Source organism: Exiguobacterium sp. s157 (assembly GCF_018618205.1).
GTDB classification, from domain to species: domain Bacteria; phylum Bacillota; class Bacilli; order Exiguobacteriales; family Exiguobacteriaceae; genus Exiguobacterium; species Exiguobacterium chiriqhucha.
Window position 1 is genome coordinate 629,588 of sequence record NZ_JACSLQ010000001.1, and the last position, 26,223, is coordinate 655,810.

26 protein-coding genes are annotated in these 26,223 nt (G+C 52.7%); 23 read left to right on the plus strand and 3 right to left on the minus strand.

The annotated features are described in order from the left end of the window. Window positions 1–2: 2 nt before the first annotated feature. From mutL to nhaC, 10 genes are all read left to right on the plus strand, one after another. A complete protein-coding gene (gene mutL, locus KNP67_RS03300) occupies window positions 3–1,805 on the plus strand; it encodes a DNA mismatch repair endonuclease MutL (RefSeq protein WP_214713713.1) in 1,803 nt (600 codons plus the stop codon). Between the two features lie 163 nt (window positions 1,806–1,968). Further along, window positions 1,969–2,637 carry a 50S ribosomal protein L25/general stress protein Ctc gene (locus KNP67_RS03305; protein ID WP_214755877.1) on the plus strand — a complete coding sequence of 223 codons (669 nt, stop codon included), beginning with the start codon at window positions 1,969–1,971 and terminating at the stop codon, window positions 2,635–2,637. A gap of 208 nt (window positions 2,638–2,845) precedes the next feature. Beyond that, window positions 2,846–3,688 (plus strand): formate/nitrite transporter family protein, encoded by an 843-nt coding sequence (locus KNP67_RS03310; RefSeq protein ID WP_371819376.1) that lies wholly within the window; start codon window positions 2,846–2,848, stop codon window positions 3,686–3,688. Window positions 3,689–3,877: 189 nt separating this feature from the next. Next, a complete protein-coding gene (locus KNP67_RS03315; protein WP_214755879.1) occupies window positions 3,878–5,722 on the plus strand; it encodes an anaerobic ribonucleoside triphosphate reductase in 1,845 nt (614 codons plus the stop codon). Next, the gene (gene nrdG, locus KNP67_RS03320) at window positions 5,700–6,155 is read left to right on the plus strand and encodes an anaerobic ribonucleoside-triphosphate reductase activating protein (RefSeq protein ID WP_214755880.1); all 456 of its coding nucleotides are present in this window, start codon (window positions 5,700–5,702) and stop codon (window positions 6,153–6,155) included. The genes KNP67_RS03315 and nrdG overlap by 23 nt, the downstream gene beginning before the upstream one ends. 54 nt (window positions 6,156–6,209) lie before the next feature. Then, the gene (locus KNP67_RS03325) at window positions 6,210–7,028 is read left to right on the plus strand and encodes a fumarylacetoacetate hydrolase family protein (RefSeq protein ID WP_214755881.1); all 819 of its coding nucleotides are present in this window, start codon (window positions 6,210–6,212) and stop codon (window positions 7,026–7,028) included. 122 nt (window positions 7,029–7,150) lie between these two features. Then, window positions 7,151–8,413: a S1C family serine protease gene (locus KNP67_RS03330; RefSeq protein WP_214755882.1), complete on the plus strand. Its 1,263-nt coding sequence runs from the start codon at window positions 7,151–7,153 to the stop codon at window positions 8,411–8,413. 55 nt (window positions 8,414–8,468) lie between these two features. Continuing rightward, window positions 8,469–8,813 carry a DoxX family protein gene (locus KNP67_RS03335; RefSeq protein ID WP_214755883.1) on the plus strand — a complete coding sequence of 115 codons (345 nt, stop codon included), beginning with the start codon at window positions 8,469–8,471 and terminating at the stop codon, window positions 8,811–8,813. A gap of 23 nt (window positions 8,814–8,836) precedes the next feature. Next, window positions 8,837–9,934 carry an amidohydrolase gene (locus tag KNP67_RS03340; RefSeq protein ID WP_214755884.1) on the plus strand — a complete coding sequence of 366 codons (1,098 nt, stop codon included), beginning with the start codon at window positions 8,837–8,839 and terminating at the stop codon, window positions 9,932–9,934. Between the two features lie 161 nt (window positions 9,935–10,095). Beyond that, on the plus strand, window positions 10,096–11,496 hold the full coding sequence (gene nhaC, locus KNP67_RS03345; RefSeq protein WP_214755949.1) for a Na+/H+ antiporter NhaC: 1,401 nt from the start codon (window positions 10,096–10,098) through the stop codon (window positions 11,494–11,496). 14 nt (window positions 11,497–11,510) lie between these two features. Here nhaC and KNP67_RS03350 read toward each other — a convergent pair whose 3' ends face one another. Beyond that, the gene (locus KNP67_RS03350; RefSeq protein ID WP_214755885.1) at window positions 11,511–12,704 is read right to left on the minus strand and encodes an HTH domain-containing protein; all 1,194 of its coding nucleotides are present in this window, start codon (window positions 12,702–12,704) and stop codon (window positions 11,511–11,513) included. 78 nt (window positions 12,705–12,782) lie between these two features. Between KNP67_RS03350 and KNP67_RS03355 the strand changes: the two genes are divergently transcribed. Together KNP67_RS03355 and KNP67_RS03360 are read left to right on the plus strand one after the other, a co-directional pair. Beyond that, window positions 12,783–13,913 carry a mandelate racemase/muconate lactonizing enzyme family protein gene (locus tag KNP67_RS03355; protein WP_214755886.1) on the plus strand — a complete coding sequence of 377 codons (1,131 nt, stop codon included), beginning with the start codon at window positions 12,783–12,785 and terminating at the stop codon, window positions 13,911–13,913. Continuing rightward, window positions 13,900–14,571: a hypothetical protein gene (locus KNP67_RS03360; protein ID WP_214755887.1), complete on the plus strand. Its 672-nt coding sequence runs from the start codon at window positions 13,900–13,902 to the stop codon at window positions 14,569–14,571. Before KNP67_RS03355 ends, KNP67_RS03360 begins: the two co-directional genes overlap by 14 nt. 35 nt (window positions 14,572–14,606) lie before the next feature. Here KNP67_RS03360 and KNP67_RS03365 read toward each other — a convergent pair whose 3' ends face one another. Next, complete coding sequence (locus KNP67_RS03365) at window positions 14,607–15,356, minus strand: GDSL-type esterase/lipase family protein (RefSeq protein WP_021067296.1); 750 nt, start codon at window positions 15,354–15,356, stop codon at window positions 14,607–14,609. A 117-nt stretch (window positions 15,357–15,473) separates the two neighbouring features. Here KNP67_RS03365 and KNP67_RS03370 point away from each other — a divergent pair, with 117 nt between their 5' ends. The 7 genes from KNP67_RS03370 (at window position 15,474) to hfq (ending at window position 22,230) form a co-directional block, all read left to right on the plus strand. Further along, window positions 15,474–16,394, plus strand: coding sequence for an ABC transporter ATP-binding protein (locus tag KNP67_RS03370; protein WP_031200222.1), 921 nt, complete (start codon window positions 15,474–15,476; stop codon window positions 16,392–16,394). After that, complete coding sequence (locus KNP67_RS03375) at window positions 16,387–17,385, plus strand: ABC transporter permease (protein ID WP_021067298.1); 999 nt, start codon at window positions 16,387–16,389, stop codon at window positions 17,383–17,385. The genes KNP67_RS03370 and KNP67_RS03375 overlap by 8 nt, the downstream gene beginning before the upstream one ends. Window positions 17,386–17,564: 179 nt before the next feature. Next, complete coding sequence (locus KNP67_RS03380) at window positions 17,565–19,094, plus strand: M4 family metallopeptidase (protein ID WP_214755888.1); 1,530 nt, start codon at window positions 17,565–17,567, stop codon at window positions 19,092–19,094. Between the two features lie 118 nt (window positions 19,095–19,212). Continuing rightward, window positions 19,213–20,073, plus strand: coding sequence for a PPK2 family polyphosphate kinase (locus tag KNP67_RS03385; RefSeq protein ID WP_214755889.1), 861 nt, complete (start codon window positions 19,213–19,215; stop codon window positions 20,071–20,073). A 113-nt stretch (window positions 20,074–20,186) separates the two neighbouring features. Then, window positions 20,187–20,780 (plus strand): AmiS/UreI family transporter, encoded by a 594-nt coding sequence (locus KNP67_RS03390; protein WP_214755890.1) that lies wholly within the window; start codon window positions 20,187–20,189, stop codon window positions 20,778–20,780. A gap of 238 nt (window positions 20,781–21,018) precedes the next feature. Then, entirely contained in the window at window positions 21,019–21,969 is a 951-nt protein-coding gene (gene miaA / locus KNP67_RS03395) for a tRNA (adenosine(37)-N6)-dimethylallyltransferase MiaA (RefSeq protein WP_058763507.1), read from the plus strand. A 12-nt stretch (window positions 21,970–21,981) separates the two neighbouring features. After that, window positions 21,982–22,230 carry an RNA chaperone Hfq gene (gene hfq / locus KNP67_RS03400; protein WP_021067304.1) on the plus strand — a complete coding sequence of 83 codons (249 nt, stop codon included), beginning with the start codon at window positions 21,982–21,984 and terminating at the stop codon, window positions 22,228–22,230. A 43-nt stretch (window positions 22,231–22,273) separates the two neighbouring features. On the opposite strand, the gene KNP67_RS03405 is transcribed toward hfq, so the two are convergent. Continuing rightward, window positions 22,274–22,786 carry a hypothetical protein gene (locus KNP67_RS03405; RefSeq protein WP_214755891.1) on the minus strand — a complete coding sequence of 171 codons (513 nt, stop codon included), beginning with the start codon at window positions 22,784–22,786 and terminating at the stop codon, window positions 22,274–22,276. Between the two features lie 156 nt (window positions 22,787–22,942). Here KNP67_RS03405 and KNP67_RS03410 point away from each other — a divergent pair, with 156 nt between their 5' ends. Genes KNP67_RS03410 through KNP67_RS03425 form a run of 4 tightly spaced genes read left to right on the plus strand, consistent with a single transcriptional unit; the run spans window position 22,943 to window position 26,218 of the window. Beyond that, window positions 22,943–24,121: a DNA-binding protein gene (locus KNP67_RS03410; protein WP_214755892.1), complete on the plus strand. Its 1,179-nt coding sequence runs from the start codon at window positions 22,943–22,945 to the stop codon at window positions 24,119–24,121. Between the two features lie 15 nt (window positions 24,122–24,136). Further along, complete coding sequence (locus KNP67_RS03415; RefSeq protein ID WP_214755893.1) at window positions 24,137–25,066, plus strand: CobW family GTP-binding protein; 930 nt, start codon at window positions 24,137–24,139, stop codon at window positions 25,064–25,066. Beyond that, window positions 25,063–25,848 carry a 5'-3' exonuclease gene (locus KNP67_RS03420; RefSeq protein WP_251130767.1) on the plus strand — a complete coding sequence of 262 codons (786 nt, stop codon included), beginning with the start codon at window positions 25,063–25,065 and terminating at the stop codon, window positions 25,846–25,848. Before KNP67_RS03415 ends, KNP67_RS03420 begins: the two co-directional genes overlap by 4 nt. Next, on the plus strand, window positions 25,829–26,218 hold the full coding sequence (locus KNP67_RS03425) for a reverse transcriptase-like protein (RefSeq protein ID WP_214755894.1): 390 nt from the start codon (window positions 25,829–25,831) through the stop codon (window positions 26,216–26,218). The genes KNP67_RS03420 and KNP67_RS03425 overlap by 20 nt, the downstream gene beginning before the upstream one ends. Window positions 26,219–26,223: the final 5 nt, after the last annotated feature.

The following is a 26,223-nucleotide window of genomic DNA, read 5'->3' on the forward strand; positions in this document are numbered from 1 at the left end:
CAATGGGAATCATTCAAGAGTTACCGGAACAACTGGCCAACCGAATCGCTGCCGGGGAAGTCGTCGAACGCCCAGCCTCGGTCGTGAAAGAGCTCGTCGAGAATGCGATTGACGCCGGTGCCACAAAAATCGAAGTCGATTTGGAGGAAGCCGGGATACGTCTCATTAAAGTCCGGGATAACGGGCATGGTTTTTATGAAGAGGACGCCCCGCGTGCTTTTTTACGTCATGCGACGAGCAAAATCCGGGACGAGCACGACTTGTTCCGGATTCGCACACTCGGCTTCCGTGGGGAGGCCTTAGCGTCTATCGCCTCAGTGAGTCATGTGACATTGAAGTCACGCCGAACTGAAGAGGACGGATTTGAGATGACGCTCCAAGGGGGTGTCGTTACGGCGCAAACACCGGCCGCCGCAAACGTCGGAACAGAGATAGCGGTCAGTCAATTGTTCTACAATACACCGGCCCGCCTCAAATACTTGAAGACGTCGGCGACCGAACTCGCGAGCATCACCGATACGTTGAACCGGATCGCCTTGTCCCACCCGGAAGTTCGCCTCACGGCGTTCCATGAAGACAAGGAACTCCTGCGGACGAGTGGGAATGGCGACATCAAGCAAGTCATGCTCGCCATTTATGGGCGTCAAGTTGCAGCGCAAATCGTCACCGCGTCGAGCAAGACGAACGACTATAGTTTGAGCGCCCATCTCGTCCGGCCTGAAGTGACGCGTTCGAACAAGCAGTACGTGACGCTCATCTTGAACGGTCGGAGCATCAAGAACTTTGCGTTGACCCAAAGTGTACTCGAGGGCTACCATACGTTACTCCCGATTGGTCGTTATCCGATTGCCGTCCTCGAAGTGAACATGGACCCGATGTTGATTGACGTCAACGTCCATCCGACAAAACGGGAGGTCCGACTCTCGAAAGAGAAAGAGCTGTGCCAGTTGATTCGCGAGACGGTCCAACTGACACTCCGGGAACAGCGTTTAATCCCGTCGGTCAAACCGAAAGAGCGACCGGTCAATCGGACCGAACAAGAGCGACTTGATTTCACGGTCGAACGGACACCTGTCACGGATGAACCGCCGACGTGGAACTATCCGATTCCACGTGAGCCTGTCACGTCACCGAGTCGATGGTCACCGACCCCGCTCGTCAATGAAGCGCCTGCACCGACCGACCCGATTGTCGAATCAGACGCAATTGAGACGAAAGGAGAGCGGTTGCCGCCGCTCGACGTCATCGGCCAATTGCATGCGAGCTATATCGTCTGCGGCGCCGAGGACGGCATGTATGTCATCGACCAACACGCGGCTCAGGAACGGATCAAATACGAATTGTTTTATGAGCAACTCGGGAATCCAGACAAAGAGTATCAATTGTTGCTGCTCCCGCTCACACTCGAGTTCACGCAAGAAGAGACGCTCGCGATTGAAGAAGTCGCTCCGCTCTTGAAAGAAGCGGGGCTCGATTTGGAGCCGTTCGGTGGCAACACGTTCCTCATCCGAGAGATTCCGACGTGGTACCCGCAGCATGATTTGGAAGGGACGGTCCGCGATTTGATTGAGATGGCGATTCGGGACCGCTCTGTCAATCTCGCCAAATATCGGGAAGACGCGTCAATCTTGATGGCGTGCAAGCGGTCGATTAAAGCGAACCATCCATTGAACCATGAGATGATGCGGCAATTGCTGCATGACCTCAATCAGACGACGTCCCCGTATACGTGTCCGCACGGGCGACCGATTTTGGTGAAATGGAGTACGTACGAACTTGAGAAGTTGTTCAAACGGGTTATGTGACACGCTTGTAATCTTTTTTTAATCGGCTGTAACGTTTATGTCCGGGTGCCTATGGGAACAATATACACATGTCACTCAACGCATCGAGGTTGAGAGGTGGCTTTTTCACTGCCTCACCCTCAAGATGTAGACATGATCGATAAACCAGTAGGGGGAAAAGATTATGGCAGACACGCTTAAAGTAACGAAACGAGAATTACGACCACGTTCGGTCCGCGCAAACTTGCGTAAAGAAGGTAAAGTACTAGGTGTCGTCTACGGCTATAAAGTCGAGAGCACACCAGTAGCATTCGAGGAGATGGCACTTCGCAAAATTCTCCGCGACCACGGTGACAACGCGCTAATCGAGTTGAACATTGACGGCAAGAAAGTAAACACGCTCGTTCACGGGACTGAAGTTGACCCGTTCACGAACGAATACAAGCACGTCGAGTTCATGGCCGTGAAGATGGACGAAGCGACGGAAGTCGAAGCGGACGTCACACTCGTCGGTGACGCGAAAGGTGTCAAAGAAGGCGGCTTCTTGGCGCAAACGCTCTATAAAGTTACAGTATCGGCGACACCGGCTAACATTCCGGAACGCATTGAACTCGATGTTTCTGGACTCGGTATCGGTGACTCGGTCACGGTATCTGACATTCCAGAGAACAAAGACTATGACATCGTCTCGGATGGCGAGCTTCAAATCGCATCTGTGAACGAGCCGGTCTCTCTTGAAGAGCTCGAGGCAGACACAGACACAACGACAGAAAGTGAAGCCGAAGCAACTGAAGAAGAGTCGGCTGAGGCATCATCTGAAGAGTCTGAAGAGAAGTCTGCAGACAAAGAATAAGCTGTATCGAACGACCCTTTGCGAAGGGTCGTTTTTTTCGTCACAAATCCGACAAATGTAAACGATTACGATGTGAAAAATATGTCAACACGGTCCAAGGTCGATTGCAATTTATTGGATTCGGGCTTATATTGTTAATGATTTCACATGTTCGTTCTTATTATATGGGTTCATTCAAACAGAAAGAAGGGTTTGTGACATGGCATCAATGGAAATCCATGCACTCGAATCATTACGAAAAAAAGCTCAGGCATCTTCGCAAATGATTCATTATCGGCCAATGGAATACTTTTTACGGGCAATGCTCGCGGGGATCTTTATCGGATTCGCTTCAATCTTCACACTTAAAGTTGTCAACGGGATGTACTTGATCGATTCGCCGTTCACGACACTCATCGGTGGGTTCTCATTCGGGATCGCGCTTGTCATGATCATCTACGGCGGAGCCGAACTGTTCACGGGGAACACAATGTATTTCACGACCTCGACGTTACGCGGCTATACGACGCTCAGCGACACGATGCTCGTCTGGTTACTTTGTTTCGTCGGGAACGCGCTCGGTGGCGTCTTGTTCGCCTTGTTGCTCGCCCCGACCGGCGTCATCCAAGAACTCGGGATGGACAACTGGCTGTTCTCGGTCGTCGAGAGCAAGATGCATCATACGACGGTCGAGATTTTCTTCCGTGCCATCTTCTGTAACTGGATGGTCTGTCTCGCGATTTTCTTACCAAAACAGATGAAAAATGAGTTCGCTCAAATCTTCTCGATGATTTTCCTCGTCGCCGTCTTCTTCGCGTCAGGATTTGATCACGTCATCGCCAACTTCGTCTTGTTTGCGCTCACGCTGGTCGTCCCACACCCTGAGGCGATTAGCTTTGCCGGCGCCATCCACAACTTGATTCCGGCCACGTTCGGTAACATCATCGGCGGTGCCTTGTTCATGGGTGCGATTTATACGTGGTTGAACGCGAAAGGCTTGCGCGAAGCCCAAGAGTCAGAGGAAAAAGAAGAAGTTGAATTAAAAATCGTGAAACCGGCTAAAGAATTATAAGTTGGATCACTTGAAAGAACGGTCGAGTCCATATGCGGGCTCGGCTGTTTTTGCGTTTATATCACAACCAACGCTCACAATTTAGACTCCACATCTCCATGCTCAAACATGACATAATCTATATATGGAATTGAATCGAGTTATGAACTCGATTCTTATCAATATATAGTGAGGTGATGCGGAGTGAACATGCTCCAGCTTTATGAAGATGTCTGTGTTCTCCCAGATCAAGATCTCGTACAAGAGAACGCCAACGTCGACGGGAAATCACCACTTGGCAAACTGGCACGATTATCCTCGGAAGTATCGAAACAGCTGTCGACAATGTACTTGTTGTCAGAGCGGACACGTCAGGCCGTCGCAGACAACTTTTTGTACATCCATGACGCCGACTATTACGTGACGGGATCGACGACGTGTTGTCAAATCCCGCTCGGCGAGTTGCTGACGAACGGATTTCATACCGGACACGGAACGATTCGACCACCCCAGGACATCCGTTCGGCGATGGCACTCGCTTCGATCATTCTTCAAGCGAATCAGAATATGCAACACGGGGGTCAAGCGTTCCCGATGTTCGATGTCGATTTAGCGCCATACGTCGAAAAGACGTATGAACGTCAACTCGAGCGGCTCAAGAAGCTTCCGGTCGAATGGTCGACCGAGCAACTTCTCGAAGTCGCTGAGACCGAGACAATCACAGCGACGTATCAAGCGTGTGAGGCGTTCATTCATAACGCTAATTCGATGCATTCGCGAGGAGGCGGCCAAGTGCCATTCGTCTCCATCAACTACGGGACCGACACGAGCCGTTGGGGTCGAATTTTCATCCGCGAGTTATTGCATGCGACCGAACGAGGGCTCGGTAACGGGGAGACGCCGATTTTCCCGATTCAAATCTTTAAAGTAAAAGAGGGTGTCAACTTTCATGAAACCGACCCGAACGTCGACTTGTTCCGACTCGCCTGTCGCGTGACGGGCAAGCGTCTATTCCCGAACTTCTCCTTCGTCGATGCCCCGTTCAACTTGCAATATTATGATGGGAGTCATGACTCAGAAGTGGCTTATATGGGGTGTCGGACACGAGTGATGGGGAATCGTCACGGCGCCGAGACGTCGATCGGACGAGGCAATTTATCGTTCTCGACCTTGAACTTGGTCAAGATGGCGCTCGTCGCTTCGGACATCCATACATTTTATGAGACGCTCGACGCCTACGTCGACGTCGCCATCGATCAATTGCTCGAACGGTACGACTATCAAGCGAAGCGTCATGCCGACGAATTCCGCTTCCTTTACGCTCAACACGTCTGGAGGGGCAGCGAGAGACTCCAACCGGAAGAAGAGCTACGGGATGTACTGAAGCAAGGGACGTTGTCCGTCGGTTTCATCGGTCTCGCCGAAGCGCTACGCGTGCTCACAGGCGGCACGCATGCCGATTCACGGGAAGCGGAACGTCTCGGACTCGATATCGTCACTCATTTACGTGATCAGATGAGACAGGCGGCAGAGCAGCACGATTTAAATTTTTCGCTCTTGGCCACGCCGGCCGAAGGATTGTCTGGGAAGTTCGTATTGAAGGACCAGCAGGCGTTCGGGATGATCGAGGGTGTCACCGACCGCGCCTTTTATACGAACTCGTTTCATGTGCCGGTATACCAGTCAGTGTCGATTCGTGACAAGATTCGGTTGGAGGCACCGTACCATGCGCTCTGTGACGCGGGTCATATCACTTATGTCGAAGTCGACGGGTCGCTCGCCCATAACCCGGAAGCGGTCGAAGCGATCGTCCGGCTCATGCGAACCGAAAACGTCGGCTACGGATCGATTAATCATCCCGTCGACCGGTGCGGTAACTGCGGACTCGAGGGAACGATCGATGCCGCGTGCCCGACGTGTGGCGAGGAAGAGCAGATTGAACGGATTCGTCGCATCACCGGCTATCTGGTCGGCACGATGGACCGATGGAATTCGGCGAAACGAGATGAAGAACGAGCGAGGGTGAAGCATCATGCGCGTCCTATCCGTACTTGACGAATCGGTTGTCGACGGTCCAGGCATTCGCACGGTCATCTTTACGGCGGGATGCCCTCATCGCTGTCTTGGATGTCACAATCCGGAATCATGGAACCCGCGAGGTGGGGAAGACGTACCAGTCGAGGACCTGCTCACTCGAATCGAACAATCCGGTTGGGACGGTGTCACCGTCTCGGGCGGAGAGCCGTTCCTGCAACCGGAAGCACTAGCCCGGCTCGTCGACGGGTGCAAGGCACTTCAGAAAAATGTGTGGGTGTATACAGGCTATACGTTCGAACAGTTACAAGCGATGGACGATGAACATGTTACCAGTGTGCTCGATCGTGCCGATGTCCTCGTCGACGGTCGTTTCGAACAGCCGCTCATGGACCGGTCGCTCCGATTTCGGGGGTCGAGCAATCAGCGAATTATTTTCTTGAACAAAGTGTAATCGGGACCGTCGCGTCCCGATTTTTTGTATACTAGCAAAAAAGGGGGAATTTTGATGAAATGGTGTAGTTTTCAAGTTGAAGGAGAGCAAAGGGTCGGTGTCGTGGCAGGGGAGTTTGTTTATGACGTCAGTGACCAATTACATACGACTTCGTTGTTAGAGGTCATCGCGCGGGAGTTTGAACCGGATGTTGATTTGGACGTCGCACCTCGGATCCCATTGACCGACGTCACGCTCGTCGCGCCATACCGACCACTCAAAAACGTGATCTGTATCGGCAAGAACTATGAAGAGCATGTGAAAGAGATGGATACGGCGGGAGCCGGCAAACTCGTCATCTTCACGAAAGCTCCGACTTCGGTCGTTGGACCAGGGGCTGTCGTCGAACGTCATTCTGAACTGACCGACCAACTCGATTACGAAGGCGAGCTCGCCGTCATTATTGGGAAATCAGGACGGGACATCGACGACGTCGACGCCCATATTTTCGGCTATACGATTTTGAACGATATCACGGCCCGGGACGTTCAAAAACAGCACGTCCAATTTTTCCGCGGTAAATCGTTCGACACGTTTTGTCCGCTCGGACCGTATATCGTCACACCGGATGAGCTCTCGTTTCCACTTGTGATTCAAACGGTCGTGAACGGTGAGACACGCCAAAACGGGTCGACAGCGGACATGATTCGTCCAATTGAAGAGTTGATTCGGACGTTGTCGAAAGGGATGACGCTAGAAGCTGGTGATATCATCGCCACCGGTACGCCGGCGGGGGTCGGCCATGGGATTAAACCGCCCGTCTATCTCCAATCTGGGGATACAATCGAAGTGAGCATCACGGGACTCGGGACGTTAAAAAACGTTATCGTCTGACCCAATTGACGCAAATTGTGAAGAATCTTGTAATCGATGTCTCATTTCCGCACAACGATGAGTATGCCTCTTATACTAAGGGTATAATAAAAGAGGAAACATCATATAGGAGATGATTACACATGGAACGCAACGATCGTCCAACAGAATCAAATGAACCAAATCGCCGCGAGGATTGGCTCGACACCGAGCTTGGCTCGTCCGAACAACGACACGAGCCGTCGCGCGCAACACAACCGGCCCGGCCTTCATTCGTCGGTCGGATGTTCCCTGGGTTTGTCGGTGGGGTAATCGGTGCTGTCTTGACTGGGGCCATCGTCTTCCCGTTCATCGATCAAGTCCCAACGAACGTGTCTGATACGAACGTGACGTCGGAAGGGTCACCGGTCCAGACGACATCGACGACGGCGGACAGCTCGGTCATCGATGCGGTCGCGACCGCACAACCTGCCGTCGTGACGGTAAACAATTTTGCTTCGAACGGATTATCGAATGAATCGGTCGAAGCTGGTGTCGGCTCGGGTGTCATCTATAAGAAAGACGGTGACGCGGCTTACATCGTCACGAACCATCACGTCGTCAACGGTGCTGACCGTTTGACCGTGACATTCAATGACGGATCGACAGCGGACGCCAAGTTGATGGGCAGTGACGCCACGTACGACTTGGCGGTGCTCGAAGTCGATGCGGACAAAGTCTCATCCGTCATCACGATCGGGAAGTCGAGTGAACTGAAGCCTGGACAGACTGTCATCGCCATCGGCAATCCGCTCGGCCAGTTTGAGAACTCGGTCACGCGCGGCGTCGTCTCGTCGACGTCCCGTCTCGTTCCGGTCGATACGGATGAGAACGGACAAGCCGATTTCAATGCCGAGGTCATCCAGACGGATGCTGCCATCAACCCAGGTAACTCCGGTGGCGCCTTGATTAACGAATCGGGCCAATTGGTCGGAATCAACTCGATGAAAATTGCGACCGATTCGGTGGAAGGGGTCGGCTTCTCGATTCCAGTCGATATCGCCTTGCCGCTCATCAACCAAATCGAACAGACGGGCGAAGTGAACCATCCATCGCTCGGCGTGTCGCTCCGTGACGTGTCCGAGTTTCCACCCGGGTACTTGACCGAGCAAATCAATCTGCCGGAGTCGGTGACGGCCGGTACGATTATCGTCGAAGTGCAGACGAATAGCTCTTCCGCTCGGGCCGGACTCGAAGCGCGTGACGTCATCGTGAAAATCAACGATCAAGCCGTCTCGTCGTTCATCGACCTTCGGAGTGAACTGATTCGCGATACGGACGGAACGGTCACAATCGAATACGTTCGTGACGGCAAGACCGAGACGGTCGATGTCGAGATTCAAAATGCGAATGGGGATGCATTGTAAAGATGGGCACACAGCCCATCTTTTTTGTTATGCTTAGAAAAAAGGAGGGGTTCCATTGATTCGCACACTGTATGGGATTTTATTTTTAGGGGCCGGCATCATGCACTTCGTCCAAGAACGGGCGTTCATGTCAATTATCCCGAAATCATGGCCGTTCAAACGGTTCATGGTCCAAGCGAGCGGTGTCATCGAAGTCGTCTACGGCGCGCTGTTGCTCACGAACAAAGGGACACGATTCGTGAAGAGCACCTTACCCGCATTTTTGATCGCCGTCTTTCCGGCCAATATCAATATGGCGCTCAAGCCATCGAAACTCGGCAAGATGCCGCTCCCGAAATGGGTGACGTGGGCCCGATTGCCGTTGCAATGGGTATTGATTAAAGGGGTCAAAAAAATATAAGTACATAATATGGGGGATCGATTATGACGACGAACGTATTGAACTGGTTTGAGCATTTTCATGCCCATCCCGAAGTGAGCTGGAAAGAAATCGAGACGACGAAGACGATTGCCGACATCTTGACGTCATGGCAAGTCCGTCACGAGACGTTTGCCGACGTCACCGGCGTCATCGCCGAGATTGGTGAAGGAGATGATGTCATCGCTGTCCGGGCCGATATCGACGCCCTTTGGCAACAAGTCGACGGAACGTTCCAAGCCAACCACTCTTGCGGCCACGATGCGAATATCAGCATGGTGCTCGGCGCACTCGATGAGTTGCGGCATGGGCACTTGCCGAAACGGGTCCGCTTTATTTTCCAACCGGCGGAAGAACAAGGAAACGGGTCGCTCGCGATGATTCGACACGGGGCGTTACAAGGCGTCAGTCAGCTGTACGGCATCCACTTGCGTCCGCTCGAAGAACTGAAACGCGGTCAATATGCGGCTGCGATTCAACACGGGGCCGCGTTCTTCTTGAAAGGCAGCATCCGCGGGGACGACGCCCACGGCGCGCGGCCGCATCAAGGCCAGAACGCGTTAGACGTCATCTTCACGATTCAACAGATGCTCAAAAGCATCTACTTGTCGCCGTTCGAGCCGCATTCGATTAAATTGACAGGTGTCCAGGCCGGGAGTGAGAATTTGAATATCATTCCGGGCAACGCGACGTTCTCGATTGACGTCCGGGCCCAACAGAACAAGGAACTGCTCGAGTTGCGCGACCGGGTCGAGACGATGTTGCACCAGATTGCAATCTTGCATGGAGTGACGATCGACTGGGAATGGCAAGATTTCACCCCAGGCGCCTTGATTGGCGAGCGTTCGAGCCGTCATGCGGCCGAAGCGATTAGTCAGCGGTTCGGGGCCGATGCACTCGTCGACCGCATCATCACGTCAGGTAGCGACGATTTTCATTTCTACACGGTCGAACAGCCAGGACTCGATGCGACGATGATTGGCATCGGCGCCAACTTGACACCAGGGCTCCATCATCCACAGATGACGTTCGATCGCGACGTCCTTCCTGAAGCGGCCGCGCTACTAGCCGATACGTTGCGACGGGCCGTCCACGCGACATGAACGACAAAATGAACGAGGCGAATTCGCTTCCGTTCATTTTTTTATTGCCATCTTTTAATGTAAGCGTTATCATCATCTTATTAGCGACAATATAACGACAATTCAGAATCTTTCGCTATCGGGGAGGAAGACACATGGAACAACAGGGGAACAAGGTAGACATGAAGCTTCGCTGGGCAGTATTGCCGCTACTTGTCATGATCGGGGTCATGCTCGTAGCCATCGTCCAATTAAAACAAGGCCCACACATCCCGCTCATCATCGGGACTGCGGTGGCGGCACTCGTCGCCTGGCGACACGGTTATAAGTGGAAAGAAATTGAAGAGATGATGTACAAAGGGATTCGACTCGCTTTGCCGGCGGTCGTCATCATCATTTTGGTCGGCTTGACGATTGGGGCGTGGATTGGGGGAGGCGTCGTCGCGACGATGATTTATTATGGGTTGACGATTATCTCACCGGCCTATTTCCTCGTGACGATTTGTATCATCTGTGCGGTCGTCGCGCTCTCCATCGGCAGTTCATGGTCGACGATGGGGACGATCGGCGTCGCCGGGATGGGCATCGGGCTAAGTATGGGGATACCAGCACCGATGGTCGCCGGAGCCGTCATTTCTGGCGCTTATTTTGGGGACAAGATGTCGCCGCTGTCGGATACGACGAATTTGGCGGCCGGTTTGACGCATACGGACCTATTCGTCCATATCCGTCACATGCTCTATACGACTATCCCGGGCCTTATCATTGCGCTTGGCGCGTATTGGTGGCTCGGCCGCCGCTTCAGCGAGACGACGACGGATTCGTCGGAAATCGTCCAGACGCTTGATATTTTAAAAGAGAGCTTTGTCATCTCACCGTGGTTGCTCATGATTCCACTCGCCGTCATCGCGCTCGTCGCGAAAAAAGTGCCGGCCATTCCAGCACTCGTCGTCGGCATCGCCCTTGGCTTTTTGGCGCAAGTCATCGTCCAGGGTGGCTCGCTCTCAGATAGTGTCGGCGCGCTCCAAAGTGGATATGTGATTGATACCGGCAATGAGTTGGTCGATAACTTGTTCAGTCGGGGTGGTCTCGATGCGATGATGTATACCGTCTCGATGACGATTGTCGCGATGACGTTTGGGGGCATCTTGGAATACTCGGGCATGCTTCAGTCCATCATGAATCAAATCGTCAAACTGGCGAAGACGGCAGGTTCAATGGTCGCTTCGACGATTTTAGCGGCGTTCGCGACGAACGCATCATGTTCCGAACAATACATCTCAATCGTCGTGCCGTCACGCATGTTCGCCAGTGCCTACGAGAAGATGGGACTTCATTCGAAGAACTTGTCGCGAGCGCTTGAAGATGGCGGCACGCTCACGTCGGTCTTCATCCCGTGGAATACGTGCGGCGTGTTCATTCTCGGGACACTCGGCGTCGGGGCGTTCGAGTACGCGCCATACGCCATTCTAAACTTTGTCGTTCCGGTCATTTCAATCATCTATGCGTTCACAGGTTTCACGATTGAACGGATTGCTGTGTTAAGGGCAGAACCATCGATCGACCAACAAGCGGCGCAATGAAAAAATTCCCGGCCTCATGAGGTCGGGAAATTGAATTTATAGACGGCGCGGGGCCGGCCTTGGCTATAACTCATCTCTTCGCCGATCACATCGACGATGCCGGCGCCATGAAGTTTTTTGATGAGCCGTTCCGTCGTTCGTCGGGTCACGTCGAGGTAGTCGGTCAACTCTTTTGCCGTGAACTCGTGCTTTCGTTTGGCGAATTGTAAAATCTTCCCGATATTGACGGGGCTGACTCCGGCTTGTTTGATGAAGTCGAAGGCAAGTTGTTCCGTCACGCGATACGGGATGTGCGCGTCACGGGTCGGGAACGATAATCGTTTGGAATCATCGACGATGCGGATGCGCTCTTTACTTGCGGCAGACAAGGCGATTTGAGCATGCTCGTCCGCCTGTTGATAGTCCGTTCCATACCCGATTCCAATACGGTACGTCCCGTTCGGTGCGAGCGTATCTTCTTCGAACGCGTTCATCACCTCACCTTTGGTCGTCAATACCGTGATGTGATGGTCCTCCGCGGACTCAAGATGTCCACCCAGATAGCGGACCGAGGCGAGGTGGTCACGCAACGTCGTATCGATCGTGTCGTAGCGGATGATGGCGAACTGGGCGGCATCGGCCAACTGTTGCCGAACTTGTTGAATCAACCGATCGAGATGGTGCCTGACGGTCGTTGTCGGCTCAATCATCAGTTGACTGTTGTATCCGGCACGAACGAGTTCATGATGCACGCGCTCGATGCTCGTGATGGCCAGCTTCGCTTGTCCGGCTTGATGGCTGGCGTGAAAAGCGATGACGTCCTCGAATGCGAGTTCGGGATGGATACGCATCACAACGGGGGCGACCCGTTCGTTCGGGAATGACTCAAGAATGGACGTTAGCCGTTCCGGTTCGACCAAATCGAGGGATACTTGATTGAGCGACACCGAGTGGGTGAGCGTCGCATAGAGAAGCGTCGTCAAGAGGACAGTCTCGTCTTGGACGACGTGATGTGCCGCCACGTTGGTAAAATAAGGGGTCGCATAGGCGAACGGGAACGAGCCGGAAAAAAAGACGCCGTCGAACGAGCCGAGCGTTTGAGCGATGGTCGCCGCTTCGTGCGGATGCTCATACGGATGATAGGCGAACCGGACGTCCTCTGGTGAACCGAGCGAACGAATCGTCTCCACGAATTCGTGTGATCCGACGATGGCGATATGGATGGACATCAAAACTCCTCCTTGCAATTTAACGACTATTTAACGACAATATAGCTAATGACACGTAAGAAGTAAAGGAGAATGGATATGAGAATAGAGAAAATCGAACTGTTTGCGATTCGTTTACCGTTAAAAGTGCCGTTCATCGTCAGTTACTATCGTTATGACGACATGCCGTCAGTGATTGTAAAATTGACAACCGAATGTGGTCACGTCGGCTATGGAGAGGCCGTCGCCGATGAACACGTCACGGGCGAATCGCTCGATAGTACAATCAGTGTGATTCGACATGTGCTCGGACCGCTTTTAATCGGCGAAAACCCGATGCAGATGGAACGGATTCACGACGTGATGGACCGGGCCATCCGTGACGTGCCGGCGGCGAAGGCGGCGCTCGATATCGCCTGTCATGACGTCGTCGGGAAAAAGCTTGGGCTTCCGGTGTATGATCTGCTCGGTGGCCGTTATCACGACGCCTTTCCGGTCACGCACGTCCTCAGTATCGGCGAGCCGGAGGCGATGGCGGCCGAGGCTCGCGAACAGATCGAACAAGGGTACACGGCCGTCAAGATGAAAGTTGGCGTCGACGTCGCATCGGACGTACGCCGTGTCGAGGCGGTCCGGCGTGCCGTCGGTCCAAACGTGCCGATTCGGGTCGACGTCAATCAGGGCTGGGTGAATGCCGCTAAGACACTCCAAGCGATGCAGCAGCTTGAGCCATTCCACATCGATTGGGTCGAACAGCCGGTCAAGGCTGACGACTTTGAAGGAATGGTCGAAGTGAAAGGGAAAATCTCGGTGCCACTCATGATTGATGAAGGCGTGCGCGGCATGACGGAGATGCGTCGGTTGACGATGATGCAGGCCGCCCACAAAGTGAACATCAAACTGATGAAGTGTGGCGGCATCTACCCGGCGAAAAAACTCTTGCATATGGCCGAAATGTCGGGCATCGAGTGTCAAATCGGGTCGATGGTCGAGTCGTCGGTCGCCTCGAGTGCAGGCTTCCATGTCGCTTTCTCGAGCAAAATCGTCCAATCGGTCGAGTTGACAGGTCCGCTTCGTTTCGCCGAAGACATCGGCAACTTGATGTACGACTTGCCGTTCATCCGCCTGTCCGATGAGCCAGGTCTCGGTGTCGACGTCGATGAGGCCGTCTTGTCACGGCTGACGACGGCGACGTATGTCATCGGAGGGGTCGACCATGTGGCGCAGTGATTATAACGGCCTCGACATCGAGGTCAACTATTTGACGATGACAGAGCTCGCACAAGTCGAGGCGGTGCAACAGGCCGTCATGGCCACATTGACGGAAGGAAGCCAGTACCAGTCCCTCACGACTGAGGAGTTCGTAAAGCTGTTGACCGACCGCACATTGATTGGGGCGTATCACGAAGGGACGTTGATTGCGTTCCGAGCCCTGCTCATCCCGCCGCTCGACGAAGAGCATCTAGGATACGACATCGGTTATCCGCTTGATGCGCTCGACCGCATCTTGTATCAAGAAGTGACGAACGTCCATCCGGACTACCGCGGCTACGGTCTGCAACAACATCTCGGTAGGCTCCTCATGAAAGAGCTTGAACATGGCAGTCGGTTCGACCTCGTCTGTGCGACCGTGGCGCCTTTCAATATCCCGAGCCTGAAGGACAAGTTCGCCCTCGGCCTTCGCATCGGTGCCCTCAAACCGAAATATGGCGGAAAGCTGCGCTACATTTTTATGAAGGAACTGCACAGCGACTGGCGCCCGACTGGTGACACGACGTGGCTCGATATGGGCGAGACGGAGCAACAAGTCGCCTTATTGAAGGCAGGCTGGTTCGGGACGATGATGACACGAGACGGGGAGAGCTGGCTCGTCAAATATGAACGATGAAAAATGGCCTGTTCGCGACGATCAGGCCATGTTGCTTATTCGAGGATGAACAATACGTCCTCGGCTAACTTCTCATATGTCCGGTCGCTCGGATGGAACTGGTCGGTCGCAAGGTCACGGCCAACGTCCGAGACGTAAGCGAACGGATCGATCACATCGATGCGTTGCGCGTTGCCGAACGTGGCCGCGGAGGCGTTCCAGTCGAGAATCAATTGATTGAACGCCTCACCGTTCTCGTTCTCTTGGAACGGGTTATAGAGCGCGATATAGACGATTTGCGCCGTATCGTTCAATCCGCGAACTTGTTCGAAGATATCATTCAAGTTCGTCTTCGCATCGGTCACGACTTGCTCGATATCGACCGATTCGAAATTGTCGACGTTCTCGCCGCGGTTGAACAAGTCGTTGCCGCCGATCGTGAGCGTGATATAGCGGGCGTTCTCAATCGTGCGTCTTACTTCAGGTTGTTCGAGCTGCGCCAATAAGTCTTCCGTCCGGGCGCCGGAGACGGCCAGATTCTGCGTACGGATATCATTCTCTTCGAGCGCTTCACCGACCGGTTGGACGTAGCCCGCACCTGATGTAGAGCCGACCCCGCGTGTCAATGAATCTCCGAGTGCGACGTAAACATCACCGACCGGTTCGGGTCTCGTATCTTCGCTGACCGAGAGTGTCCGTTCCGGCGGATTGACGATATCTTGGTAACCGATCCATAAACCGTATAGGGCGATGCCCGTCAAGAAGACAGAACCGATTAAAAACGTATACCATTTCCCATTTTTCATGTGATGACCTCACTTTCTATAGAACTATCATATCAAATAAGTGTGAACCTGCCCTATGTGAATGTTCGAATAGGACAGATGCGATCGAGTCCGATAGAATGTAGGAGAGGTGAGATGATGCAACCAACATTGAAGATAGACCATTTGACAAAAGTAATCGGTAAAAAAACAATCATCGATGACATCTCGTTCGATGTGTTCCCCGGTGAAGTGTTCGGCTTCTTAGGACCGAACGGGGCCGGTAAAACGACGACGATTCGGATGATTGTCGGATTGATTAAGCCGACGAACGGGACCGTCTCGATTTGTGGGTTCAGCGTCGAACGTCAATTCGTTCAGGCGATGAATCAAATCGGCGCCATCGTTGAGAATCCGGAACTGTACAAGTTCATGAGCGGGCGTGAGAACTTGAACGCCTTCGCGCGGATGTTGCCCGGTGTCGATGAGGCCCGGATTCAAGAAGTGATCGATCTCGTCGATTTGACGGCACGAATCGATGATAAAGTGAAGACCTACTCGCTCGGGATGCGGCAACGGCTCGGCATCGCTCAGGCCATGTTGAACAATCCCCGTGTCTTGATTCTCGATGAACCGACGAACGGGCTCGACCCGATGGGGATTCGTGACCTTCGACTCTTCATCCGCCGTCTCGTTGAAGAGACAGGATTGAGCGTCCTCGTCTCGAGCCACATCTTGGCCGAGATTGAACTGCTCGCGGACCGTGTCGCCATCATGTCGCGCGGGAAAATCGTGAAAGTCGGCACGGTCGAGGAGCTGATTCATGAGTTGGCGTCGACGGTCGATGTCCACGTGGCCGACAGTTTTGAAGTCTTGCCGATCATCCGCGGATTCGAGTCGATTGATCACGCCGACGTTGTCGATGAACGGACGATTCGGGTCTCGATGAATCTGGAAGATACGGCCCGATTGAATCGCTACTTGCTCGATCGAGGCGTCGACGTGTTCGGTCTCGAACGACGCGTCCAGACGCTAGAAGAATTGTTTATCTCATTGACCGGGGGTGACCATATTGTCTAATCCGTCAATCCTTGGCCTCATTCGGAACGAAGTCTTAAAGATTCATAAGAAACGTCGGCTTCTCGTCGTGTCGACCATTCTCATCGTGCTCGTCTCGATGTTCACGTATGCCAACTACCGGCAGATCGAAAAACAACGGGAAGAACAAGGAACGATCGACTGGCGTGTCGATTTACAGCAAGAGATCGTTGATACGCAAAACCGGCTCGCCTCGGCGAACGTTCAGGATGAGTTCCGTCAAATTTTGGAATTCCAGGTCCAACAGAATCAATATTACTTAGATAATGATATTAACCCGAACTATCCTGGGGCGCCGACGTTCATGCGTGTCTTCTTCTCGCAAGGGACGACGCTCGTGCTCCCACTCTTCATCATCGTCCTGATGGCCGATATCGTCAGCGGTGAGCATAATGATGGCACAATCAAGACGCTGTTGTCCCGTCCGGTAAGGCGCTTTAAGATTTTGCTTGCTAAATGGATGACGACGCTGCTGTATACGTCGATTCTTATCTTCATCACGGCACTCGTCAGTTATGTCATCTCTGGCATCGTGCTCGGTTGGGACGGATGGACCGCGCCGATTTTGACTGGGTTCCAAGCCTCGGCGACCGGGACGTTCTCGACCGACTTCGTCCATACGCTGCCGATGTGGCAATATTTGCTCATGTCAGTCGGCCTATCCTGGTTCGTCGTCGCGGCCGTCGGGACAATCGCACTCATGATCTCAGTCATCGTCAAAAATACGGCGACTGGGATTGGGATCATGATGGCCGTCCTGATTTCAGGACCGCTCCTCACGTCGCTCGGGTCGAATTGGGACAGCTCGAAATATTTGGTGAACGTCAACTTCGGTCTTCATACCTATCTCGAGGGGCAAGCCCCACCGATCGAGGGGATGACATTACCGTTCTCGCTCATCGTCATATTCGTTTGGTCGCTAGCGGCTCTCGCGTATGCGTTCTACCATTTCACACAAAAAGATGTCTATTGATGACTGGCGTCACCTTCAACGGTGACGCTTTTTTTGTTACGGCTGATACGACTAGAGAAAATGATGGGTTAGTCCAAATGTCTTAATAATTTGAATTGTCAAAATAATTAAAAAGTTGGATACATTAAATGTGGGAAACTATGTAAAGTAGGAGACACCACATAAGGAGGGAAACACACATGAAAAAAGTTTTATCTACATCACTCATCGCAGGCGTCTTGCTCGTGCCGCAACTAGTCGGCGCGGCGGAGCTCAAGTCGGGCACGTTGACGAAACCATCGAACGAGGCTCCGACGACAATCGTCAAAGAGTATGCGAAAGCGAAAGGTGAGTTCAAAACGCTTGAATCGAAACGTGACAAAGTCGGACAAGTCGTCAAATTACAACAGACGGTTGACGGTGTACCGGTCTTCGGCGGAATCGTCGTCGGTGTCGTCAATAACGACGGTCAATTGAAAACGGTCGTCGATGACACGAAACAACTTAAAGGATTACATAAGTCGATCAAACTGAACGAACAAAAAGCGGTCGCTCGTTATAAAGAGCTTGTCGGCCACAAAGGCGCATATGAGCTCGAGCCAGCAGCTGAACTCGTCGTCTATCCGAACGGGGAAGAAGCAGTCTACGCGTATGAAGTGACCGGGACAATCCTTGAAGCGGATGAGCCGTCACGTTGGACGTACTTCATCGATGCGGCAAGTGGAAAAGTATTGAATAAATACAACCAATTGGCGCACGCCAAACCGGCGAATGGTGTCACAGGTACGACGTTTACGGGAACAGGAATCGACGTCCTTGGTCAGAGCCAAACGTTCAAGACGACGAAGAGCGGTTCATACTACTATCTCCAAGACTCGACACGCGGTAAAGGCATCTATACGTATGACGCGAAAAACCGGACGACGCTTCCAGGATCACTTTGGGCCGATGTCGATAACGTCTTGAACACGACGTATGACCGGGCAGCGGTCAGCGCCCATGTCAATGCGACGAAGACATATGACTTCTTCAAGAATACTTATGGACGCAACAGTTACGATAACAACGGCGCGGCCCTTAACTCAACGGTCCACTATAGCCGCAGTTACAACAACGCGTTCTGGGATGGCAGCAAGATGGTGTACGGTGACGGTGACGGCCAAACGTTCACGTACCTCTCTGGCGCACTTGACGTAGTCGCTCACGAATTATCACACGCGGTCACAGAATATACGGCCGGTTTAATTTATCAGAACGAATCGGGCGCCATCAACGAGGCGGTATCCGATATCTTCGGTACGGTCGCGGAGTATAGCGTCGGCTCAAACTTCGACTGGTTGGTCGGGGAAGACATCTATACGCCGGGTATCGCCGGGGACGGTCTCCGTTCGATGTCGAACCCAGCGGCTAATGGTGACCCGGACCACTACTCGGTCCGCTACACAGGGACGCAAGATAACGGTGGCGTCCACATCAACTCAGGTATCGTCAACAAGGCGGCCTACTTGTTCGCGAGCGGTGGCTCACACTACGGCGTATCGGTTCAAGGCATCGGCGTCAAGCAAATGGGCGATGTATACTACCGTGCACTCACCGTCTACTTGACACCGACATCGAACTTCTCGAGCCTACGTCAAGCAGTCGTACAGTCAGCTAAAGACTTGTACGGTTCAACGAGTACACAAGCGGTCGCGGCGGCGAAATCGTTCGACGCGGTCGGAATCTACTAAGGCGAGTCCATTCATGCATCCTTTCCGTTTCGGCGGAAAGGATTTTTTATAGCTATTTTTTGAAAGAATCGGGTAAATACGGATTGTACGTAAATTTTGTCGCAATCAAGGAGGGGCTATGGATATTCAAACGTTTCGCATTGACCATAAAAACGGGATTCGTCTCGACGATTACCCGACTACGATCAAGGACAGACCATCGGATGACACGTTGCAAAACGAGCTGATTCCGGAGAGCGTCGAAAGATTGAAAGAGTTGCATTGGAAACTATATGCCGAAGCCAAAAAAGGTGTCGTCGTCGTCTTACAGGCGCTCGATGCGGGCGGTAAAGATGAGGCGATCAGTTACATCTTCTCGAACTTGAACGCGCAAGGGTTGAAGACGAACGCGTTCCAAAAACCATCGGATACGGAAAAGAAACATGACTACCTCTGGCGGATGCATGACCTCATGCCGGAGCGAGGCCAAGTCGGTATTTTGAACCGCTCCCATTATGAGGAAGTGATCGCCCCGCGCGTCCATGATTTGCTCGGAGAAGAGGTCATTCCGGATGAGGAGGATAAAGAATCGGTATGGAAAGTCCGCTATCGCCAAATCAATGACTTTGAACAATATTTAGATGAGAACGGGTTTAAGGTCATCAAATTTTTCTTTAACGTCTCAAAAGAAGTCCAACGCGATCGTTTGCTCGAACGTCTGAAAGATCCGAGTAAAAACTGGGAATTCTCGTTCAGCGACGTCGAAGAACGCAAGCATTGGGACGATTACCAAGATATCTTTGAGGATATGTTATCGAACACGGCGTCAAAACATGCACCTTGGTTTGTGCTCCCGGCAGATGATGACTGGTACGCCCGTTATATCGTCTCGACGATTATGATAGACGTTCTAGAGGACATCGATCCCCAGTTTCCGACATTCTCGGAAGACGAACAGGAACGAATCGATGAAGCGATTCAAACGCTCGAAAACGAGTGACGTTTGTCGAGTCCGTGAACGTCCATTTCTCCACTTGCACTGAAAGCGAATTCAAGTTACAGTGGACGTAGATAAAATTAGACGTCAGACATCTGTATGAAGGAGCAATGAGTGTGGGGAATATAAGTTTATTATTTGGAGGCGTGGCACTGTTCATCAACAGCCTCGTTTTGTTTGGAAAAGTGGACGTTAAGAGTGCGGGTGTGTTTAGTCTGTTCACAGGCCTGTTGCAGACGTTCATCGCGACGTGGCTCGTCATCGGGGCGAGTTCGGCGGAGATGTTTGGATATGCGAGCATCTACTTGTTCGCGTTCACGTATTTGTACGTCGGTGTGACGTTCCTGTTCGATTTGGACGGTCGGGGCGTCGGATGGTTCTCGCTCTTCGTATCGATTTCGGCCGTCTTCTATGCGGTGATCGCATTCACGACGGGCGATGTGATGGGAGTAGTCACGTGGTTGTTCTGGTCGCTCTTGTGGGGACTGTTCTTCATGGGGATGGGCCTAGGGCGGCAGATTGACGGATTGACGGCCCGGGTCGCATTCGTGCTCGCCTGGTTGACCTTGATTATTCCGGCACTGTTCGGTCTCGCGAATTTGATGACGCCGCTCTATGGCGTTATGTGGTGGGCCGCGAGCGGCACCGCGATCCTTTATTTTGGATTGACGATGTGGCGTCAGCGCCGTTTAGTAGAAGTGACACAATGAACGATGCTCCTTTGGGAGCGTCGTTTTTTTGCGCATTCATTTGTGTCTAAAATGTGAAAAGTGGGAATGAGATACGTAAAGGAGGCGACCTCGGATGAGTGACGGCTTAATTTTACTGATGGGACTATTATTATGCGGATGGATGCTGTTTGCGGTCGTGTTTGATGATACAATTAAAAGAAGAATTTAACGGGCCGTTTCATTTAAGGGACGGTCTTTCGTTTGAGGAGTGACAAGGATGGAAAAGACACCAGTCATCGTCCTCGTCGGACCGACGGCTGTCGGAAAGACGAAGACAGGGATTGAGCTCGCCAAAGCGTTCAACGGTGAAATCGTATCGGGCGACTCGGTCCAAGTGTACCGCGGGATGGATATCGGTTCGGCAAAAGTGACGGTCGAGGAGGCGGAAGGGGTTCCGCATCATTTGATTGATATATGCGACCCGGACGAGGCGATGAGCGTCGCCACTTTCCAAAAGTTGGCCCGGGCGGCGATCGATGATATTTATGCGCGCGGAAAATTGCCGATTCTGGTCGGCGGGACAGGTCTCTACATCCGTGCGATTCTCTATGACTATGAGTTCACAGAACGACCGGTCAATCACGAATTGCGAGAAGCGCTCGAGTTAGAAGCTGAGACGGATGGACCTGAGGCGCTGCATGCGCGTCTGCAATCGCTCGATCCAAAACGGGCCGAGAGCATTCATCCGAATAACGTCCGCCGCGTCATCCGGGCCCTTGAAGTCGCGCTCCAAGGCGACGCCCAGGCGATGGACAGTCTCCCGTCAGAACATTACGCCTATAAACTGTTCATCTTGCATGCAGACCGAGACGTGCTCTACTCGCGCATCAACCATCGTGTCGACTTGATGCTCGAAGCGGGCCTCATCGAGGAAGTCGAGCGCTTGCTCGCGGCTGGTTACCGGGACACGCAAGCGATGCGCGCCATCGGTTACAAGGAAGTCGTTCCGTATCTTGATGGATTGATGACCCGAGAGCAGATGAGCGAGACGCTCAAACAGCACACGCGCAAGTTCGCAAAACGTCAATTGACATGGTTCCGTCATCAATTTAATGGGATTTGGGTCGATATGGGACGAAAATCATTTGAACTATCGTATCAAAATATTTATGATGAAGTTGAGGAGTTTTTTCGAAAATTCCGATTATTTCAAAGAGACATAGACTAGGGGGAATGCAACATGAAGGCTAGCTATAACATTCAAGACCATTTTTTGAATCAATTACGTAAAGAAATGGTGCCGACGACCGTGTTTTTAGTCAGCGGGTTTCAAATTCGGGGAGTCATTAAATCGTTTGACAACTTCACGGTCATCGTCGAATCGGAAGGGCGCCAACAGTTGATTTATAAACATGCGATTTCAACGTTCTCACCAGCACGGAACGTCACATTGTTCGAACCGGAAGCGGTTGAAGTGACAGAAGGCTAATGAACGGCATAAAAAAAGAAGCGGCCCGGGGACCGCTCTTTTTTTATGCCGTTTTTACGTTCGAATCGAAATCGATGGCTTCGAGCACACGATGGACGGCACAACCGCCGAGGAGTGAGTCGAGTTGGTCACAGAGCTGGCTCGGTGCCGAGCGGTATAAGTGTGTATACGTTCGTTTCCATGACCGTTCGGCCGACTGGATGCGAACGAGTAGGTCGGCATGACCAAGTTCTTTCAGCTTCTCGATATTCATCCGGTTCGTCCGGGCGAATGCCGATAAGACGACGGCCTTGGCGAGCGGTGTTTGAATCGGATAGCCGGCAACGACGAGGATGGCCATCGCGCCTTTCATCTCATGCTCGATGACCGAGTCGACGAGCTGGTCCGGCGTATATGGGTTGCCGGCATGTCCTGAGACCGCCGCGACGAGTTCGTGATGTGAGACCGGGCAAGTCGATGCCTGTAAAATGCTGGCGATTGTTGAATGCGTAGTGGCGTAACGTGTCGCTTCCCCTGTTGCGATCAATCGTTCGTACGTATCTACCAATGAAATCATGTGAGTTCCCCCTTTATCTAGCTATCTTTATCGTATCAATTCTAGTAAGCGCTTTCAATATAATTTAGGAAACTTCATGACCTATAACGAAAGTATGTTCGCCTCGAAGTGGAAAACACGATACAATGGGCAAAGAGAAGAAGGAGGGGATTGTATATGAATTATTACCAACAGATTGATCCGATCACGGGGAGCGGCTTCGACCGGACGCGGTTCCAACTCCCGACCGTCGAAAAAGCGTCGACGCGATTGACTGACCTTACGGACGGGACACCGGTCCAGACGAAAGCGCTCGTCAGTACAGTCGAAGTGAGAGAAGGCAAATCGGGTGCCAAATGGCTGCAACTGAATTTGACGACATCGAGCGGACTCATCCGTGCCAAGCAATGGTTGCGTGGCAACGAAGAGCAGCTGTTACCGATTTACGAGTCTGGTGTGATCGAGCTTGAAGGGAAAATCGATGTCTATCCGAAACCGGACGGCGCCACGTCAATCACAATCGACCGGGCCAAACCGATTGCCCGGGACGAGGCCGTCTCATTGTTGCCAGGTCTTCCTGGAGACGAGACGATGGATCAATACGCCGACGAGCTGTTCGCGATTCTGTCGACGCTCTCGCCTGACTATCAAGCAATCGCGATGTCGCTACTCGACCGCTATTGGGACGATTTCGTTCTCGCACCGGCTGCACTGTATCATCATCATAACTATGTCGGCGGCCTCTTGAAGCACACGGTCTGTATGCTTCGACTCGGTTATCGCATCCAAGAACAGGACGACCATTTGGCGATGGCGTTTCGGGTCATCAAAGAAGCCGAGCAGTTGCACAAAGTAGACGTATGGAATACGATGAACGGTGTAAAAGTTGAACAGGCGTTCCGGGGCACGTTCGAGTCGCTCTATGCGGCCTGCGAGGCCATCGCAGAATTGAAGGAGCCGCTCCGTTGGGACGAACTCGCGCTCGGGATTTTATTCCATGATATCGGCAAGTTGTTCGAGTACAGTCACTTGCTGTCGTCCCCGAAACGGTTCGAGCAACTGTTCTCGGTTAACGGTACGAGTGAGACGACCGGCATCTCGATCAATCCGATGGGAAGCTTGATCGGACATATGCCGTACGGCGGACTGTTGTTCGAGAAGAGTCAACAGGCCGCAAGCGTCACGTTGTCGCTCGACGCCCATCATCGGATTTGGCATATGATTTTATCCCACCACGGCAAGCGCGAGTGGGGCTCGAGCGTGTTACCGGTCACGACAGAAGCGTGGATGCTTCATTTGATTGACTTGCTGGATGCGCGCTATGAGAAATGGGCGCGGGTTCACGAAAATTTATGAGGTGAGGTGCAGTACATGATTCCCGTGCAATTGGTGACCGGTTTTTTAGGCGCCGGAAAAACGACCTATATGAATCGCTTGCTAGAAGCGACGGACGAGCGGCTGCTCGTCATCGTCAACGAGCTCGGGTCGGTGAATATCGACGAACAGTTGATCGTCAAGATGGACCAAGAGCAGATCGAGCTGTCGAACGGTTGCATCTGTTGCTCGATTCAAAGCGATTTAAGCAAGACGTTCTATCAGCTCGCATCGAAAAACACGTTCGACCGCATCGTCATCGAGACGACCGGTGTGGCCGACCCGGCGCCGATTATTCAGACGATTTATTATGACGACTACTTGCGCACGCGCTTCAAGTTGACGGCGATTTTGACGGTCGTCGATGCCAGTCAATTGGACCGTGAGCTATTTATTGAAGGAATTCATCAAATCGCCTATGCGGACGTTATTTTATTGAATAAAGTCGACCTCGTCGATGCGGATGCGCTCGAACAGGCGCATGAGCGGATTAATGCGCTGAATCCGACCGTTCGAGTCATCGAGACGGTTCAGACGGTCGGTGACTATGACTTGACGGAGAATACGTTCCAGCTCTCACGAATCGACGAACAGCTCCTCGGGCAACTGACGGCCGGGCACTCCTCGGTCTCATCACTTCGGGCCATCACGCTCACGACGGACGTGCCGCTCAAACGGGAACGCGTCACTCAATACGTCCGAGAAGTGCTCATGCACTATGAAGATGATGTCTATCGCTTGAAGGCGATTGTTCGTTTAGACGGAGAAACATCAAAATTCGTCGTCCAAGCGACGAACCAACTGATGGGGGCGACGTTCGCGAACGAACCGAGCGACGACTCGCGTTCCGTCTTCGTCTGGATTGGAAAAAATCTTGACCGGGACGCGCTCACGCGCGGATTACAAGCTTGTGAGGTGAATGCATGATGAAATTGATGTTGGTCGATGGGTTTAACCTCTTGTCGCGATATTATTTTGCCACAGAGCGTCGTCGGGCTCTCGACCCCGATGTGACGTTGAAGGGACTGCTTCGAAAAGTTGACGGGTGGACGAACGACTTCACGCATATCGCTTTCTTTTGGGACGGCCCACGCGAGACGACGCATCGTTACGCCCTGTTTCCGGACTATAAAGCGACTCGCACCGGCTTGCCGGAACCGTTGTTCTACGATTACGTCAAGTTGCGGGCAGCGTTGACCGAGCGCGGGATTTTTCAGTCTGAGCTCGCCGGGTACGAGGCCGATGACTTGATTGGGGCCGTCGCGACCGCATTCCCGGGCGAATCGTATATGTATTCGTCAGACCGCGATTTGCATCAGTTGCTTTCCCCAAACGTGTTTCAAATCGTTCCGAAAAAAGGGGAAGAGATGATCATGAATCGGGAAGTGTTCGTTGCGACGTACGGCGTCCGACCAGAGCAGTTCGTCGATGTGAAGGCGCTCCAAGGTGACGCCTCAGATAATATTCCCGGTGTCCGCGGTATCGGACCGAAAACAGCGACCATCCTCGTCCAGTCGTATGACACGGTCGAAACGCTATACGACATCGTGAGACAAGAAGCGCTTCAAGAGGCGCATCAGAAATTTGCGAAGAAACTGGATGGGCAAGAAGAAGTGGCACTGCTCTCGAAACGTCTATCGCTCATCGATATTCATGCACCGATTGAGACCGATTGGGAGGCGTATCGCTTTGGTTCACATTTATTTTGATGCGGCGACGAACCAAGAGGCTGGTGAGAACGGTCTTGGCGTCTGGATCAAGAAGACCGACGGCACGGTGTCCACGTATATCGCCCAAAGCGTTGGGTTGACGAGCGTTCAGGCGGAGCTCGCCGCGCTCGCGTTCGCCCTCGAACAAGCGCACGAAATGACGGGCGAATCGACGTTCATGTTCTATTCAGACGCCGAGACGGTCGTACGGGCGCTCGAACAGCGCTTCCTCAAAGACCAATCGATGCGTCCGTTGTTCGTCAAGGCGCTGACGCTTTATGACGAATTGCCGAATAAATTCATCAAATGGATTCCGCGAGCGGAGAACCGGGCCCATGACGTGGCGAAACGGGCATTGATGACAGGCTAAAAGTC